This is a genomic window from Levilactobacillus tangyuanensis (assembly GCF_003946545.1).
Lineage (GTDB): Bacteria > Bacillota > Bacilli > Lactobacillales > Lactobacillaceae > Levilactobacillus > Levilactobacillus tangyuanensis.
Window position 1 is genome coordinate 257157 of sequence record NZ_RHOA01000001.1, and the last position, 17057, is coordinate 274213.

18 protein-coding genes are annotated in these 17057 nt (G+C 50.6%); 16 read left to right on the plus strand and 2 right to left on the minus strand.

Annotated features, from left to right (window positions below):
* Positions 1 to 401 precede the first annotated feature (401 nt).
* From EKM96_RS01130 to EKM96_RS01155, 6 genes are all read left to right on the plus strand, one after another.
* On the plus strand, positions 402 to 1805 hold the full coding sequence (locus EKM96_RS01130) for an FAD-dependent oxidoreductase (protein ID WP_125638560.1): 1404 nt from the start codon (positions 402 to 404) through the stop codon (positions 1803 to 1805).
* Between the two features lie 134 nt (positions 1806 to 1939).
* Positions 1940 to 2266, plus strand: a complete 327-nt coding sequence (gene trxA / locus EKM96_RS01135) for a thioredoxin (protein WP_082622355.1) — start codon at positions 1940 to 1942, stop codon at positions 2264 to 2266.
* On the plus strand, positions 2266 to 2529 hold the full coding sequence (locus EKM96_RS01140) for a metal-sensitive transcriptional regulator (RefSeq protein ID WP_125638563.1): 264 nt from the start codon (positions 2266 to 2268) through the stop codon (positions 2527 to 2529). The genes trxA and EKM96_RS01140 overlap by 1 nt, the downstream gene beginning before the upstream one ends.
* Before the next feature lie 72 nt (positions 2530 to 2601).
* Positions 2602 to 2994: a fluoride efflux transporter FluC gene (locus EKM96_RS01145; RefSeq protein ID WP_125638565.1), complete on the plus strand. Its 393-nt coding sequence runs from the start codon at positions 2602 to 2604 to the stop codon at positions 2992 to 2994.
* Positions 2991 to 3347, plus strand: a complete 357-nt coding sequence (locus EKM96_RS01150) for a fluoride efflux transporter FluC (protein ID WP_225417541.1) — start codon at positions 2991 to 2993, stop codon at positions 3345 to 3347. The genes EKM96_RS01145 and EKM96_RS01150 overlap by 4 nt, the downstream gene beginning before the upstream one ends.
* Positions 3348 to 3365: 18 nt before the next feature.
* Positions 3366 to 3956: a hypothetical protein gene (locus EKM96_RS01155; protein WP_125638568.1), complete on the plus strand. Its 591-nt coding sequence runs from the start codon at positions 3366 to 3368 to the stop codon at positions 3954 to 3956.
* A 55-nt stretch (positions 3957 to 4011) separates the two neighbouring features.
* Here EKM96_RS01155 and EKM96_RS01160 read toward each other — a convergent pair whose 3' ends face one another.
* A complete protein-coding gene (locus tag EKM96_RS01160; RefSeq protein WP_125638571.1) occupies positions 4012 to 5004 on the minus strand; it encodes an LCP family glycopolymer transferase in 993 nt (330 codons plus the stop codon).
* Positions 5005 to 5212: 208 nt separating this feature from the next.
* On the opposite strand from EKM96_RS01160, the gene EKM96_RS01165 reads away from it, so the two are divergent.
* From EKM96_RS01165 to EKM96_RS01210, 10 genes are all read left to right on the plus strand, one after another.
* Positions 5213 to 5686: an S-ribosylhomocysteine lyase gene (locus tag EKM96_RS01165; RefSeq protein ID WP_125638574.1), complete on the plus strand. Its 474-nt coding sequence runs from the start codon at positions 5213 to 5215 to the stop codon at positions 5684 to 5686.
* A 140-nt stretch (positions 5687 to 5826) separates the two neighbouring features.
* The gene (locus EKM96_RS01170) at positions 5827 to 6915 is read left to right on the plus strand and encodes a hypothetical protein (RefSeq protein ID WP_125638577.1); all 1089 of its coding nucleotides are present in this window, start codon (positions 5827 to 5829) and stop codon (positions 6913 to 6915) included.
* A gap of 78 nt (positions 6916 to 6993) precedes the next feature.
* Complete coding sequence (locus tag EKM96_RS01175; protein ID WP_125638580.1) at positions 6994 to 8112, plus strand: hypothetical protein; 1119 nt, start codon at positions 6994 to 6996, stop codon at positions 8110 to 8112.
* Between the two features lie 1099 nt (positions 8113 to 9211).
* On the plus strand, positions 9212 to 10522 hold the full coding sequence (locus EKM96_RS01180) for a PTS transporter subunit EIIC (RefSeq protein ID WP_125638583.1): 1311 nt from the start codon (positions 9212 to 9214) through the stop codon (positions 10520 to 10522).
* A complete protein-coding gene (locus tag EKM96_RS01185) occupies positions 10512 to 11399 on the plus strand; it encodes an alpha/beta hydrolase (protein WP_125638586.1) in 888 nt (295 codons plus the stop codon). Before EKM96_RS01180 ends, EKM96_RS01185 begins: the two co-directional genes overlap by 11 nt.
* A gap of 35 nt (positions 11400 to 11434) precedes the next feature.
* The gene (locus tag EKM96_RS01190; protein WP_125638589.1) at positions 11435 to 12292 is read left to right on the plus strand and encodes a LysR family transcriptional regulator; all 858 of its coding nucleotides are present in this window, start codon (positions 11435 to 11437) and stop codon (positions 12290 to 12292) included.
* A 328-nt stretch (positions 12293 to 12620) separates the two neighbouring features.
* Positions 12621 to 13466, plus strand: a complete 846-nt coding sequence (locus EKM96_RS01195; protein WP_125638591.1) for a sulfite exporter TauE/SafE family protein — start codon at positions 12621 to 12623, stop codon at positions 13464 to 13466.
* A complete protein-coding gene (locus EKM96_RS01200; RefSeq protein WP_125638594.1) occupies positions 13466 to 13843 on the plus strand; it encodes a DUF1634 domain-containing protein in 378 nt (125 codons plus the stop codon). Before EKM96_RS01195 ends, EKM96_RS01200 begins: the two co-directional genes overlap by 1 nt.
* 716 nt (positions 13844 to 14559) lie before the next feature.
* The gene (locus EKM96_RS01205) at positions 14560 to 15780 is read left to right on the plus strand and encodes an MFS transporter (protein WP_125638597.1); all 1221 of its coding nucleotides are present in this window, start codon (positions 14560 to 14562) and stop codon (positions 15778 to 15780) included.
* Positions 15781 to 15793: 13 nt separating this feature from the next.
* Entirely contained in the window at positions 15794 to 16453 is a 660-nt protein-coding gene (locus tag EKM96_RS01210; protein ID WP_125638600.1) for a GTP pyrophosphokinase, read from the plus strand.
* A 156-nt stretch (positions 16454 to 16609) separates the two neighbouring features.
* On the opposite strand, the gene EKM96_RS01215 is transcribed toward EKM96_RS01210, so the two are convergent.
* Positions 16610 to 16825, minus strand: coding sequence for a YjzD family protein (locus tag EKM96_RS01215; RefSeq protein WP_125638603.1), 216 nt, complete (start codon positions 16823 to 16825; stop codon positions 16610 to 16612).
* Between the last annotated feature and the right edge of the window lie 232 nt (positions 16826 to 17057).

Sequence of the window (17057 nt, forward strand, 5' to 3'; positions counted from 1 at the left end):
TAAGTCAAAAACCTATGATGACGGGTTTTATTGGCATGCAAACTGATCGCGTCAGTTTTGGAGTAACCATTTGAGTGAACGAATGAATAAGTTAACCACTTGAATAAATTGGATATAATATTTACTATATTTGAAATTTTTCTCGTTATTTTGCGGTTGTCGATCGTGATTATGATAGGTTGTCGCGTGAATTCGAAAAGCTTGAGAAAGCGAACGACTTGGAAATAGTTAGGGCGTAACGGGCCCTAAATTATAGTGCGTTTTGCACTTGTTTTAACCACTTTCTGTGAAGTGTGAGGAATTACCGTTTGTGGCCAGGCTTTTTGAGAGCAAGTCATTTATCTTTTGCTAACTTTCTAGTATGCTAACTTTAGAATCGTTTTTCGTGTAGGAGGGTAAACATGAAAGTCATCATTGTTGGTAGTACACACGCTGGCACAAATGCCGCGCTTCAAATCTTGCGTGATCATCCAGACACAGATGTAACTATTTATGAACGTCATACGAACGTCTCATTTCTTTCTTGTGGAATCTCTTTGTTCTTAGACGGCCAAGTTAAGCATCTAGAAGATATGTTCTATTCTTCACCAAAACAGCTGGAAGAGGCTGGCGCCAAAGTTAAGACTCGGCGGAATGTCATCAAGATTGATTCCGAAGCCAAGACGGTTGACGTTGTGGACATGGACTCTGGTGACTTGACGACGGACACCTACGACAAACTAATCATGGCCACTGGGTCTACGGTGACTGTTCCACCAATCTTTGGGATTGATGAAGAAAAGGTTATGTTGTGTAAGAATTATGAACAAGCGGTGGCGATCGATGCCGCAGCCAAGGACAACAAGCGGATTGCGATTATCGGTGCTGGTTATATTGGGACCGAGCTGGCAGAAAGCTATGCCCGGACTGGCCATGATGTTCAATTGTTCCAATCTCGAGATATCATTTTGAATCATTATGTGGATAAGGGATTATCCGACCACATTGTTGGCTTACTAGAAGACAAGGGTGTTGCCGTTAACCTTAACCGGCGGGTAACGGCCTTTACTGGTAATGACAATGGGGAATTGGTTATCGAGACGACTAATGGCGAGTTCACGGCGGACCTTGCCGTGGTCTGCACGGGCTTTGTGCCTAACACCGAGTTGCTGCGGGGGCAAGTTGACATGGACCGGCACGGGGCCATTATCATTAATGACTATGTGCAAACGTCAAACCCAGACATCTTCGCCTGTGGTGATGCCAGTGTCGTAAACTTTAACCCAACCGGCAAGCCAGCCTACACGCCATTGGCGACTAACGCCGTTCGGCAAGGGATGCTAGCCGGGATTAACGTCTTCGGTAACATTCAACAATACATGGGGACTCAAGCAACGTCCGCCATGAAGATCTTTGGCCACACGTTAGCTTCAACCGGATTGACCATCGACCATGCCTTGAGTGCTGGGATGGATGCCGACATGGTTACCTTTGAGGGAACCTGGCGGCCAGCTTATATGCCAAGCACGGATGACCTGACGATCAACCTGGTTTATAACCGGCAGAACCGTCGCATCTTAGGGGCACAATTCTTCAGTAAACATGAAGTGGCCCAATCGGCCAACGCCATCTCGATTGCGATTCAAAACCGTAATACGATCGATGACCTGGCCTTCGTGGATATGTTGTTTAACCCGAACTTCGATGACCCATTCAACTACTTGAACCTTGTGGCTCAACAAGCGGTCGAGAAGGAAACCAAGCGTGGGAATAATCATCCCCGCTTAACGGCTGGAGTTGACCCAGATCCAGAATTAACCGACTAAACATAACTGATTTTTTCCAGGGCATCGGAGCTAATCCGATGCCCTTTTTAACGGAAGCAAGCTAAATGCTGGTCAAAGCATACCCCTTGGGGTATACTAGGCAACATTAAATCAGAGAGAACGGGGTATTGATGATGCAAGCCATTACAACAAAGGATTTTGAACACATTGGTGACGACACGGCGGTAACGGTTGTGGACTTTTGGGCCGACTGGTGTGGTCCATGTAAGATGCAGACGCCAGTCCTCGAGTCTTTAGATGAAGAATATGGGGACAAGGTCAAGTTTGCCTCGCTCGATGTCGATAAGAATCAAGAATTGGCTCAGAGCTTGGGTATCATGAGCATTCCTTCCATGGTGATCTTTAAGAACGGGATGCCAACGGAAAAGGTCGTTGGTTTCCATCCCAAGGCAGCCCTCAAGAAGTACCTGGATGGCAAGCTAACTGAAGTGGCCGGCTAATGGTACAGACAACGTCGACGCAACTCAAGAATCGTCTTCGACGCGCAGATGGCCAACTTCAAGGGATTTTAAAGATGGTTGAGGATGGTCGCGAATGCAGTGACATTCTGACACAACTCGCCGCGGTTCGTTCCGGCGTTGAACGGATGATGGGAGTCGTCGTTGCAGAGAATGTGAAACAGTGTGTAACCGAGGACCAGTTGTCAGCCGAACAGCAGGCAAAGCTACAGGCCGCCCTGGATCTGGTGGTCAAGACCCACTAAATTTAACGGGAAGTCGCCGTTTTGGCGGCTTTTTTGGTATAATGAAGAGATTATTTTCTGGAGGCGAGACGTATGACAACGTGGTTTTCGATCGCCGGCTGGGCCTTCATTGGTGGCGTTCTGCGCTACTGGTTGGGCCTGCAATTGCCGACGAGTCCCAACTTTCCCTGGGCGACGATCATCGTTAATCTCCTCGGTAGTGGGTTCTTGGCCTGGTTATCCCATGCGAAAAAGCTGACTGCCGGCTGGCCGAGTGCATTAACGGTGGGCCTTGGCGTGGGCGGCGTCGGGGCATTCACAACCTTCTCGACCTTTAGTGTCGACAGTCTAAAGATGCTGATGACCCAGCAATGGGGGCTGGCCGCGATGTATATGGGCCTGACCGTTGTGGGCGGTTTTATCATGAGTGGGTTGGGCGTTTGGGTTGCTCGGCGCTGGTTCACGTTTCCGGTGGTTGAACGATGATGGCGGTCGGCGTTGGCCTAGGGGCGGCAGTTGGGGCCCTGGGTCGGTATACCATAACGCGATACTTACAGCCACATGTTTCGAATGGCTGGCCGTTGGCGACCCTCTTGATTAATTGGTTCGGCAGCCTGCTGTTGGGCGGCTTAACCGCCGTTGGCTGGGGGCATTGGCTAGTCGTTACTGTCGGAACCGGGGTGTTGGGTGGTTTTACCACGTATTCCACGTTTAGCCATGAAATGGTTATGCTGGCCGATCAACGGCGGTATGGTGCACTTATAAGTTATTTGATATTAAGCGTTGGCGGTGGCTTAGCCTTGGCGGCCTTGGGCTTCTGGGGAATGTTGCCTCGCTGATTGAAGGGAGATCCAGTCGTGGCAAAGCAAACGAAGTCCCGGTGGAACTGGGATCTATTAGTACCATTACTCATCTTTACGTTGGGAACGATCTTGCCGACGGTGATTCTGCCGGCAATTCCCTTACAACTAGGATTGGTGGCCGTCCAATACGGTCTGTTCATTATTGCCATGTTACTAGGCTGGTGGCTGCATCGACGAGTCTCATCAACACAGGGGCAACTGATTGGCTGGTTGGTCGTCATTTTGGGGTTGTTGGTCGCCATGTGGGTCGCCGCGCGAGTCATTCCGGCGGTTGGCCTGATCTTCTTGAATCGGGAAGTGGGGACCTTCGTCTGGCTCGGCTTTGCCATTCTGGTGTCGCTATTCACTTGGTGGCATCGTCGTCAGCAGCCATTGTCCTGGTTCCCGGCGATCTTAGGCAGTCTTTGGATTACCACATTTCTGGCGGTGTTGGCTCGCGTGCCCGCGACGGCCGGACTCATGGTCACCTCGACGGGGAATGTTCTGATTGCCTTTGGGACCATTTTAGGTGACGTCAGTATTCTGATTATCGGGTGGCGAATTTGGCAAGATCGGCAAGCTAACCATGATGATCAGTCTAAATAATTTTAGAGATGTCAAAGGCACTTCATCGTGAAGTGCCTTTTTTGAATGACCAATTTTAGTTGCCGGCCGGGCCCAATGGGTAGAGAGCGTCCGTTTGAAAGGCGCTGGCGGGCAGATCGAGGGCCCGTCGGAGATTGCGGCTGACCTGATTAATCGTGGTGGGTGAGGCCACCTGATAGTCGATACCGTTGATGGTTGCCGGTTGACCTTGTAGGGTTTGCGATTCAATGTGTCGGCTCGTGTGGCCATCCTTTGCTCGCAGCCACATGAGGTCGTCGAAGGTGAGATTAGTCTCAAGGTTGTGGTCGAGCGAATCCAGGACGGTTTGGTAGCGGGCCAGTGAACCGATGCTGGCCTCCTTCAAAACGAGGGCCTTGATGATTTGTCGTTGGCGGGCCTGTCGACCGTAGTCGCCAAGGGGATCGGCGTCACGCATGCGTGAATAGGCCAGGGCACTCGCGCCGTTTAAGTGGATCTTGACGCCCTTGGTGACATTAGCCTGTTGATAGTGAAAGGTTAGTGGCGGCGTGACGGTCACGCCGTTGACGGCGTCGATCATTTTCTCCAGGCCGCCCATGTTCAGTAAGACGTAGTAATTGATGGGAATGTTCAAGAGATGTTCTACGGTTTTGATCGTTGTGTTCGCACCGTATAACGGGTAGGCGGCGTTGATCTTTTCTTGGTCCTGTTGGCTTCCCCAGATGGTGACCAGGGTGTCGCGGGGGATGCTGGTTAATTTGGCTGTCTGCTTTTGTGGATTAATGGTGGCCACAATCATGGTGTCGGTCCGACCGACGGTATGACGGCCCAGGGCGCCGGTGTCGGTTCCCAATAACAGAATGGCGAACGGCTTGCCACTGGTTAAGGCGGTGTCATTGGGCTTGCCCACCGCCTTGTAGGTCGCCGAGAAACTCTGTTGGGCGGTGTGCCAGGCATGCCAACCATAAAGTCCCAGGCCCAACACGATGCCCAAGGCGACGATCCCCCAACGCCGCCAGTGGTGCTTCTTAGGTAATAGGTGTTCGTAGTGTTTAGCTTCTCGATGCATGATTATTCCTCCCCAGTATCTCTAATGCCATGACCTAGTATAGAGACTCGGTAAAAGTGCGTCGGGGATGATGGCTTGGTTTTAACGTTTTCTTTGTAGACTGTCAGTGATTCCTAAAGATTTCCAGAAAGGCATTGACGATCTGCTTGCCTTGAGGTGTATGGTAGAGAGGGTCTCATGACTATATTAAAGAAGGAGCTGGCGAATTATGGCAAAAGTCGAAAGTTTTACTTTGGATCACACGGCGGTAAAGGCACCTTACGTTCGATTAATCACTCGTGAAACGGGTGCCAAGGGTGACGTTATCTCTAATTTTGATTTACGGTTGGTACAACCCAACGAAAATGCTATTCCTACCGCGGGGTTACATACGATTGAGCACCTGTTGGCAGGGTATCTGCGGGATGAAATGTCCGGCGTGATTGACTGTTCGCCATTTGGCTGTCGAACCGGCTTCCATCTGATCACCTGGGGTGAACAATCTACGGAAGAAGTTGCCAAGGCCCTGAAGGCATCGCTTCACAAGATTGCCTTCGACACCGAATGGAAAGACGTTCAAGGCACTGACAAGTACAGTTGTGGCAATTACCGCGACCATAGCTTGTTCTCCGCCAAGGAATGGTGCAAGGCCATTCTCGACCAAGGCATTTCGAAGGATCCCTTCAAACGCGACCTTATTTAACCATTAAAATAGATTCGTAACGACTGATACAGCGGGTGCCCCTTATGGGGTTACCCGCTGTATTGTTTATTTCACAAGTATGGGATACAATGTATAGATACTTAATCATTTTAAGCAAAATTAAATAAGAAGTGATACATATGTTTCGAAAATTTACAGGTTGGCTAGTGGTTGTTGGTGTGGTCTTGGGGATGCTCCCCGATGTCTCGGCGCATGCGTTAACCACCTATCATCAAAAGGCATGGGGACTTAGCATTGGACGGACCCGCACGCTGAACGATTATCACGTCCACTTTGTGAAGAGCCCTAAGCGGTATAACCATGCGACGCGGTTGCATGGCAATAATACGATTAGAAGTGTTCAGGGCGCCCACGTCAATTTTGCCACGAAGATTTTATTCCCATACCCGGGGTACCATAATCAGGCGTGGGGTAATCCGCAAAGTACGACCACGAATGGTCGATACTTGTATGTGCTTTACACGCCAACGGCTTGGCACAATCGTGGGCGGATTGTCCGCTATGACCTGAAAAAGCTGGATCAATTAGGAGCTAGTCCTCGTGAGATTCAGACGGCCTATACGGAATCGGGAACTATCCAGAAGGCTGTCCGCAAGGCGGTTAAGGTTGGTCCGGCGTTCACCACTGGTCACGGACAGTCACTTGCCTATAATTGGCATGATCACCAGCTTTATATGTGGTGTGACCGGGAAAAGTCTGCGGCGGTTCCAACTAGCATATATGGCTATATCCAACAGATTAGCTCAAGCAAGTTGGTGCCGCATTATCGGACCCGCTTCCGGTTACGGAGCAACAAGGGTGACGTCAATGGTGGTCACGTCTTGGCCTTCGATAAGTATGGCAATGCCTACTTCTGGTCACGACCAGGTGGCCAATCCGTCCGTATCTATAAGGGTCGGATCTCACGGCATCACATGCATTTCCGTTTAACCCATCAAATCTTGCGGCGTGGGCCAGGAACCCATGTCCAAAGTATGGGGTACAATCCGCATAATGGCCGGCTTTATCTGGTGGCCGATGATTCGATTGCCAGTCTGCCTGCTAAGAAGCTCAATGGTAATGGTCGTTTGACTAAGAACGATGTTAAATGGACCCAGTTCTCGCCGCGGCGGGAATTTGAGGGCCTGGCCTTTTTGCCTAATGGTCACGCACTATTATTGAGTAACCATAACCCAGAGGTCTTGATTAGCGATCGGACCAGTTGGTAAGTTGACAACGCGATAAAAGCTTTGTCCGCCCTCCTCTCGATTTAAACGTCTTATACTGGCGCAAAAGATTGAGGGGTGATGGATTATGAAGAGAATTGGAAGAGAATTGGTTTAATCGGTATCGTAATCCTAGGTCTGGGGGCTGGCTTGTTTGGTGGTCCAACGGCTCAGGCGATGACGACAGTTGATCAATCGAGCGCGGCATTGGTAAATCCGGGGACCTTACGGACTTTGGACGATGCCCAAGTGCATTTCACTCCGGTACCCAGGACGTATGCTACGGCGGCCAACTTAAATGGCATCAATAAAATTGTCAGTGATCGGGGGAACCCGGTCACCTTCGCTACGACCTATTTGTTGCCAATTCCTGGTTATGACCATCAAGCTTGGGGTGACCCACAGAGTGAAATGGTGGTTGGCCGGTATCTCTACGTGATTTATTGCCCGACTGCCTGGCATAATCGTGGTCGGATCGTTCGTTTTGATATGGCCAAATTGGAAAATTTACAGGCCACACCGGTTGATATTCAACGGGTCTACAGCGCGGCGGCTGACAGCTCCGCTCATGAACGGGCCATTCGAACAGCCATCAAGGTGGGGCCGGCGTTTGTCACGGGGCATGGCCAATCGCTGGCCTTCGATTGGCGAACGCATAGCCTTTACATGTGGTGTGATCGGGAATCGGCTCCACGGGTTCCCGTGAACCAATTCGGTTATCTTCAACAGATTAGTCCAAAGAGTTTGCGACCAGTTCATAGGATTCGATTCCGCCTTAGGGCAGGTGAATTCGCGGTGCCTGGTGGCCATGTCTTAGCCTTCGATCGTAGCGGCCGAGCCTACTTTTGGACCCGACCAAACAATCACGAGGTCCGGCTGTACCAAGGCCGAGTGGGTCGGCGGCATGTGATCTTTCGTCTGACGAAGCAAGTTCTGGCACACGGGCCAGGCACGCGGGTTCAAAGCCTGGCGTTCAATCCGCATAACGGTCGGCTATATTTGGTTGCCGACGACTCGATTGCCAGCCTTCCGGTGGCCAAGTTAGCTGGGGATGGTCACCTGACGAGCGCCGATGTTCACTGGACGCATTTTGCCTCCAAACGTGAGTTTGAAGGACTGAGCTTTGCTGCCAACGGGCGGGCGTACCTAATGAGCAATCACCAACCAGAAGTGTTGACGAGTGATTCGCTCAGCTGGTAATTCATTTATTTATAATTAGTTTGAGGGTGTGACGATGGTCACACCCTTTTTTATATAGGGTGGCAGCCATAATAAAACTTATGAGACGTTTAAGGCCCGTCCGCTTTCGAAGCTCGTATAATGAAATTATAATATGGCTTGAACTGGGACTTGGACTGGGTCGCCTACGGTGGCCAGACGCCGCCCCATGAGGCAGACCTGAGGCCTGAAAGGCGGTCCTCAGGGCAACTTTGACCCTCACCAAAACCGTGAGTCCCAAAGATTGGCCAGTCCTCTAAACCGGGGAACCCACCCGGTTAAGACGACATCCACGGGGCTCTGTCTGGCCACCTTCGGCTGAGAACTTTCGAGTCATTTGTTCTTGGCTGTGGGATGAGATTTGGTCGCCTACGGTGGCCAAACGCCGCCCCATGAGGCAGACCTGAGGCCTGAAGAGCGGTCCTCAGGGCACCTTTGACCCTCACCAGAACCGTGAGTCCCAAAGGTTGGCCAGTCCTCTAAACCGGGGAACCCACCCAGCTAAGAGGACATCCACGGGGCTCTGTCTGGCCACCTTCGGCTGAGAACTTTCGAGTCATTTGTTCTTGATCCTGGGATGAGATTGGGTCACTTACGATGGCTGGATTTTTTGGTTGGAAGTATCTGGCGGTTTTAAAGGGATTTATCAACTGAAACATTCAATGGCCAGATGCTGATTATTTAACTTGAAATAACGGTCTGATTTCGGAAAGATATAAGGTTTCATGGAGACCAATGTCTCCTCTGGTCAGGAGCGTGCCAAGTGATTGGAAACGTAGGGAGCTGTTTTTGATTTTGGTTTTCCATGGGATCTTAGCCAAAGGTGGTTAGGGGCGGAGTCCTGTGACAGTGGTGTTGGTCGGGGCCTTGCCGACCTACAGCACGGGCCGTCCTTCGAGCCACACGGTCTTGGTATGGCTTGAAGGCGAGCTTTCAGACCGCCTCTCAGGCTGGAAGCGGGCCCCATAGGACGGAGCCCCTAACCGCCGACGGCGGTCCAATATCAAGAAAAAAGTCAGAGACCGCCTTCGACGGTCAACATAAAAGAGACTAACTAGAGAAAAAGAGTAGGGGTGGTTTGATGGGATTACAACGAGGATTGAAGGGACTGTGGCGTCTCAATCAACGGACGAGTCAGTGGCGGGCAGTATGGGCCATTAAGGAAGCTTTGCGGGTCGCTTATCCATTTATCTTGGTCATGACGATCATTGATTTTGTCGGGCAAAGTTTTTTGGCCGGAAGCGGGTTCTTTTTCCAGATTTATCATGTTGGGACTTGGCTGCCGGGCCTGGAAACCTGGCGGGAACTGTTTCAGGCGGTTAGCACGGTGGTGAATGGGGTCGTCGCCGTAATGATTGCCTTCATCACGGGTCATTATTTAGCGCGGACGTATCGGAGTGATGCGATCGCCGTCGGGGTGATGAGTGCCCTGGCCTTTTTGACACTGAATGTGAATTATCAGGCGCTCGGTCAAACCGACCGTGGGGGTGACCAATTAACCCAATTCGTCGAGGGCAACCTAGGCCCACAGGGGATTTTCCTGGCCATCGTTGTCGGGCTAACCGTTGGTTGGGCCGGTAGTCGACTGATGCAGGCCTTGCGTAAGCTTCAATTGCGGCACCCTAAGTGGCAGCTGTCGTGGACCGGTCGCGTGGCCTGGCCACTGGCGTTGGTCTTATTGATCACGACGGGTCTGGGCTACGGTTTAAGCTGGGTTTCGGCCGGTGGACTGAACGGCCTGGTTTATCAGGGATTGAGTGCCTTGGTCACCAATCCCGGTCACCGTGGCCTGATGATCCTGGGGGTCACCGCCTTGAATAACATTCTATGGTGGCTTGGCCTGATTGGGCCAGTCTCTCTAGCTGGCAATAGTTCGGTGACTAGCCTGCAAAATCTGGCCTATGCCGTCCAACACGGTTCTGGATGGGGTGCACCCAATCCAATTACCTTACATACTTTGGGCGACGCCTACGCTAACTTTGGGGGTGCCGGGATGACGCTGGCCCTGATCATTGCGATTTGGATCGGTTCACGTCAAACCAGTTACCGCCGCGTGGCTAATCAGACATTTTTGCCTAATCTGGTCAATTTAAACGAACCGACACTCTTGGGATTACCACTCTTATTCAACCCTATTTTACTAATTCCATTCGTCTTAGCACCGGCCGTGAACATTGTCGTAGCCTGGTTTGCCTTAACCTGGAAATTAGTGCCACCGATCGTATATCCCGTGCCCCGCACGACGCCGGGCCCCTTGATTGCTTATCTGGGGACCGGTGGGGATTGGCGGGCCCTGGTTCTAAGCGTGATTTGCTTGATATTATCCGTCTTAATTTATTTGCCATTCGTGCGGTTACTGAATGACCAAGGGGGTGACCGCGATGCGGCGTAATTGGTGGCGTTGGCTATTACTCATGGTGATGATTGCCGTGATCTTCGTGCCCAGTGTGGCCTGGATGCATCGGCGGGTTGCCAAATACAAGACGGTCTATCGAACTCCGTTGAATCCAACTATTTTAATTCCCGGGTCTAGTGCCAGTCAAAATCGGTTTGACGAGTTAATTACGGAGCTACGCAAGGAAACCAAAGTGGTGCACAGTGTCTTGAAGGTTAAGGTTGCCGAGAACGGGCAGCTTTCCTATACCGGTTCCATTCGCAAAGGGGACAATCAGCCCTTTATTGTGATCGCCTTTGATAATAATCATGATGGGTACAGCAATATTAATAAGCAGGCTGCCTGGTTGAACATTGCCTTTAAGGACCTGGTGAAGACGTATCATTTTAATCATTTCTCCGCGTTGGGTCACTCGAATGGTGGACTCATTTGGACCCTGTTCCTGGAGAAATACTTTGCGCAAACGTCGCGGGTCGATATCGACCGATTAATGACGATTGCGACCCCGTATAACATGGAGTCCGCCAGCACCACTAAGCGAACGGATATGTTAAATGAGCTGGTTAAGTATCGTGAAAAGTTGCCGGCAAAACTGACGGTATACTCCGTGGCCGGAACGGAAAATTATTCCAGTGATGGTACGGTGCCTGCCAACAGTGTTAACCAAGGAAAATATGTCTTTCAAAACCACGTTGCCCACTATACCCAAATCACGGTTACCGGCGATCAGACGACGCATTCGGACTTGCCGCAAAACAAACAGATTGTGCTCTTAATTCGGCAGTATCTGTTACAGGAAAGTATTCCGGCTAAGGATCGGGCGAAGCAGACCGTCAATCGCCGCGCGTTGAATGGCGATCCAGATTTGCCGTAAGCATTTGGTATAATGATTTTGAGGAGGTGACCGTCATGAATTTTCGTCAATTAGACTATTTTTTAGCGGTTGCGAACGCGGGCCAAATTACGGCGGCTGCCCAACAGTTACACATGGCACAACCGCCGTTGAGTCATCAGCTGAAACAATTGGAGGATGAACTGGGCGTTCAACTCCTGCGTCGCTCACCAAAGGGCGTGACGTTAACGCCGGCAGGAAAATTGCTCCGTGACTATGCCCAACAGTTGGTGGACTTACGAGAACGGGCGAACAGTCAGGTTCGGTCGTTGGGGCAGGGCTTAGCAGGTGTCCTGTCGGTGGGGGTGGCGTCTTCTTCGCTGGGCGCCACCCCCAACAGCAAGCTACAAACCCTAACTCGTCATTATCCTAAGGTACAAATTCGATTATTTGAGGACAATACCTATGGCCTGATTGACCGATTGGATAAACACCTGATCGACATCGCCATCGTGCGGACACCATTTACCGCGCCAGGATTAACGGCCAAGGCCTTGACGACGGAGTCCATGGCGGCGGTGGTTCCGAAGAAGTATGACCATTTTTCCGGGGCAACCATTCGGGTTGAGGATCTGGCAGATGTTCCCCTAATCATCTATCGGCGCTTTACCCAACTCTTCCAAACGACCTTCGACCAGAAGGGCATCGACCCGTTCATTGCCTGTACCTGTGACGATGCACGGACGGCGGTCCAGTGGGCCGAGGACCACATGGGGGTGGCGATTGTGCCCCAGTCGGTGGCCGAGGCCGGTAGTGGGTTAGCCACCAATATTCGGCCGATTCGCTATCAACCCTGGCGAACGACCCTGCAGTTGGTTTGGCCAGCTGCCGTAACGCCGAGTCCGTTGATGCAGCGGTTCATCGATAGTTATTGACCAATTTTAAATATATGCTGAATACAAATTAAAGCCGCCATCCATATTTTTTAGATATGGATGGCGGCTTTGTTATGCGATCGATTCCAAGCCCGTTAAACGGGGATTGTGAGGCGGCTCTGGCGTAAGTGACGCCAGGAAAGTGACAAAGGGCCTTTCGTTCATCTATGAACATATAGGCTGTTGCAAAATGATCATCCCTGTTATAACAGCACCTTAGATTGTGATTAACGTTCAATCAGATGGTGCGACAACGTTTGACTAGCTTGCACGGTGATCGGTAAAGACTCATAATTACCCGTAGAATGAATTGAGAGGAAGTTGCCTTATGATGCAAACAGCTTTACTCATGCTGGGAGTTGGGATCTTCGCTGGGATTGCGGGATCGATCCTGGGAATTGGTGGGGGTATGATCATCACGCCAATTCTAACTCTGGGGATGGGATTAAATATTAAATACGCGATTGGTGCCAGTATCATTGCGGTTATCGCAACGAGTTCCGGCGCCACGATCGCCTACCTACGCGACAATGTTTTAAATCTACGCGTCGCCATGTTCTTGGAAATTGCCACCACGATTGGGGCCATTGTTGGGGCGCTCTTAACGGGTATCCTGGATCCAAAGTATCTCTATTTATTGTTCGGCTGCCTGCTGGTCTTCTCGGGCTGGAACATGGTTCGGAAGCTTCGGCGGGGTCAAGAGGTCCTACAACGAGTGGAACCGGATAAGATTGCGGCCAAGCTGAAATTAAACGGAAGTTATTATGACAAGGCCGAAATGAAGGACATTGACTACCAAGTCGAGAATATTCCGGCCGGCTTCTCCGTGATGTTTGGTGCCGGCGTGGCCAGTGGTCTCTTGGGTATCGGTTCGGGGGCCTTCAAGGTGATGGCCATGGATACCTTCATGAAGATGCCTCTGAAGCCATCGAGCTCGACCTCGAACCTGATGATGGGGGTTACGGCCGCGGCCAGTGCGACGGTCTACTTCTTTAACGGAGCCATTTTGCCTGGTATTGCAGTTCCCATGGCCTTGGGAATCCTAGGCGGTGCCGTGGTTGGGTCCCGGATCATGCAGGTCTTACCGGCTAAATGGATTCGAATTGTCTTCATTCCGGTGATTCTGTATATTGGTCTCCAGATGTTATTCAAAGGTTTGGGGGTGCACTTCTAATGGCAGATAAGCAAACGGCAACTTCAAAGGAAATGCTACAGGTAGAATCGGTTATCGGTCGGATTCTCCAAGTAGGGGTGATCTTCTCTGCGATTGTGATGGCCATTGGGTTGGGACTCTTTCTGATTACGGGCAAGTCCGGCTATCCCGGCACGATGGTTCCCCGGCAAATGGGGTTAATCCTGCAGGGAACGTGGCAGTTAAAACCCTATGCCATTATGATGCTGGGCGTCTACTGCCTGATCTTGACCCCCGTCTTACGGGTCGTTGTTTCCATCTACGCCTTCTATAAGGAACGGGATCACCTGTACGTAGCGATTACGACACTGGTTTTGTTCATCCTCATGGTGGCCCTGTTCATTGGGGTTCATGGGTAACTTTCAAAGATCATTAATTGGTCCAAAGACTGGTCTATTCAGTCTCTGGGCCTTTTTGCGTTCTATGAGATTATCATGAGAAAATATGCTAAACTAACTGTAATTAGGTTGACGGAATAAGTCCGCCTACGGCGGCCGAACGCCGCCCCATGAGGCAGACCTGAAGCCTGAAAGGCGGTCTTCAGGGCAACTTTGGCTCTCACAAGAGACGTGAGTCCCAAAGATTGGCCAGTCATCTAAACCGGGAGAACCCCCCAGCTAAGATGACAACCACGGGGCTCTGTTCGGCCGCCTCCGGCTCGAGATTTTCGACGACATTTTCGTTAGCGGGTATTCAACAAAAATAATGGTTAATTTAATTAACAGGAATACTCCTGTTCGGTGGTTACTTTGGAGATACCTGGCGACGGAAACCGTGGCAGTTAGTGGGTTCTTGACTGGTCTTTTCCTGGGATCTTAGCCAAAGGTGGTTAGGGGCGGAGTCCTGTGATAGTGGTGTTAGTCGGTGGGCTGCCGACTTACACCACGGGCCGACCTGCGAGCCGCACGGTTTTGGTGGGGCTTGCAGGCGAGCTTGCAGACCGTTTTTCAGGCTGGAAGCGGGCCCCATAGGACGGAGCCCCTAACCGCCGACGGCGGTCCAATAGCCAGGATCAAATCTTGGCGAACAATCATGAAAATTAACCGACATAAAACTTGAGAAAGGCGATGACGTCGTGGGGACACGAAAGACAGAACAATGGCAACGGAATTTGGCAGTACTGTGGCTGGGAACCTTCATTGCGGGGATGGGCTTCAGTGAAATCATGCCGTTCTTGTCGCTGTACGTGGATGACCTAGGGACCTTTACTAAGGGACAGCTGACCATCTACAGTGGGATGACCTATGCCGTGACTTTCCTGGTGATCGCCTTAGTCTCACCACTCTGGGGGAAGCTGGCAGATCGCAAAGGGCGTAAATTAATGCTGTTGCGGTCTTCCATGGGTATGGCGATTGTCATTGGCCTGATGGGGTTTGTGACGAACATTTGGCAATTGATCGGCCTGCGGTTTTTGCAAGGCTTCTTCGCTGGTTATATCCCGAATGCCAGCGCGTTAATTGCCTCCGAAACACCGAAGAATAAGAGCGGCAATGCTTTAGGAATTTTAACCACGGGTTATGTCAGTGGGAACCTGATTGGCCCAGTGCTGGGTGGGATTCTAGCGCAGGTTTTCTCAATTCGCTGGACCTTTATTCTCACGGCTATTTTTCTGGGAATTGTCTTCGTGTTAAGTGCGACGTTAGTTCATGAACACTTCACGCCGGTTAGCGCCGCGAAACAGGCGCAGGCAGGGAGCTGGCTATCACAGCTTAAAAATCCCAAGTTGATTATTATTTTGTTGGTTTCAACGATGATTATTCAAATGGGAAATAACTCGATTACGCCAATTATTAGTCTATATGTTCGACAACTGATGCATGGGAGTGGGCCAATCACCCTGGTCGCCGGGATCATTGCGGCCTTGCCCGGGCTGTCAACGCTATTGGCGGCGCCTAAATTGGGGGAATATGGCGATCGTCACGGGACGCGCCGGGTATTGGTTTTTGGCTACGTCTTTGCGGTACTCATGTACTTTCCTCAGGGCTTCGTTAGCAGCGTTTGGTTGCTGGGAATTTTGCGCTTTATGATTGGCGTTTCCGATGGGGCATTGTTCCCCGCGGTCCAAACCTTGTTGACGAAGAACTCGCCGCAGTCGCTGACGGGAACCGTCTTTAGCTGGAACCAATCATTTCAAGCGTTAGGGAGTATGTTGGGGGCGATGCTAGGTGGTTATATTGCCAATTGGTTCAACTACAGTGGCGTCTTTACTTTTACTGCGTTGTCGTTACTGGTAAACTTAGTCTTACTATGGTGGCTGGTGCCGACGGTCCGTCAATGGCACGTGAAAGCAGCCTAGTAAGGAGGCCAATATGGCGAACGAAAATTTACCCGTTCAAATTCCCACTGATCCCGCGGCATTACAGGCGGTTGATCAGTTTCGACAGTTGATGCTGATGTATAACAGTGCCGTCGAGGTCGTGCAGACCAAGATTAAGTATCTGGATGAGGAATATCAGATTGAGCACGGCCATAGTCTGGTGGATAGTCAGCAGTCGCGAATTAAGTCGCCCGAGAGTATCTTGGAAAAGGCGCAGCGGAAACACCTAGATGTTAATCTGACCACGTTACCGGCAGCCATGCATGACATTGCCGGAATTCGAATCATCGTCCGCTTTGAGGATGATATCGTCACGATGGAGCGCCGGTTGGCGCAACAGCCGGATATAAAAATTATCAAGCGTAAGGATTATGTCAATCATCCGAAGGACAACGGCTATCGGAGTCTGCACTTAATTTTGGCGGTGCCTGTGTATCTTGCCGCAGGGATGCAGCCGGTGACGGTTGAGGTGCAGATCCGCACGATTGCCATGAACTTTTGGGCCTCACTGGAGCATGAATTAAACTATAAAAAGCATATTCAGCATCAGGCCGAACTGCAAAATGAATTACGAGAAAAGGCCAAGTTGGTTAATCAACTCGATCGCGAAATGAACGAGATTAAAAATCAGATTCGGGCAGAAGAAAATTAAAAAAACAAGCCTAAACCGTGGCGGTTTAGGCTTGTTTTTTATGTAGTGCGACCAAAAAAGTGACTCGATCAGCGCCTTTTCGTAAGCGCTGCCATCTAGTCGCTAAAAGAAACGTTTGTGTGAGTTATTGGTTGAATAGAACAGTCTAGCGGGTGCCTATTTATCGCTGGCGACCGGCTGAGCTTGTTGCTTACTCTTGTCCCCAAGTAACTCGAAACCATTGATGGCAATAAAGCCGGCAACGGCAGAAACGATACCAACTGTTACCCAGTTGTAGTTCATCTGTGAAAGTGTCGAGGTAATGAAGCCAAGGACTTCACCGAAGATGAAGGCCCACACAACGACCACGATATTTCTTGCTAACCATTTCATTTGTGTCACCTCACAATCGATACTAGTTTAACACGATTAATAGGTTAGGAGTAGTTTTGATTTGCTGAATTTTCAAATTTTCAGGTGGCAGGGCGTAGCCATTGCGCTTTTGAAGGCGCTACCGTATAATACTAGTTAAATAGTCGAACGTTGGTTGAAGCGATAGCTTTCAAGAATGGCGTCTTCCTTGGGTTGGGAGGGCCAATTTGGAGCGGTCGCTTTTTTTCTGCGT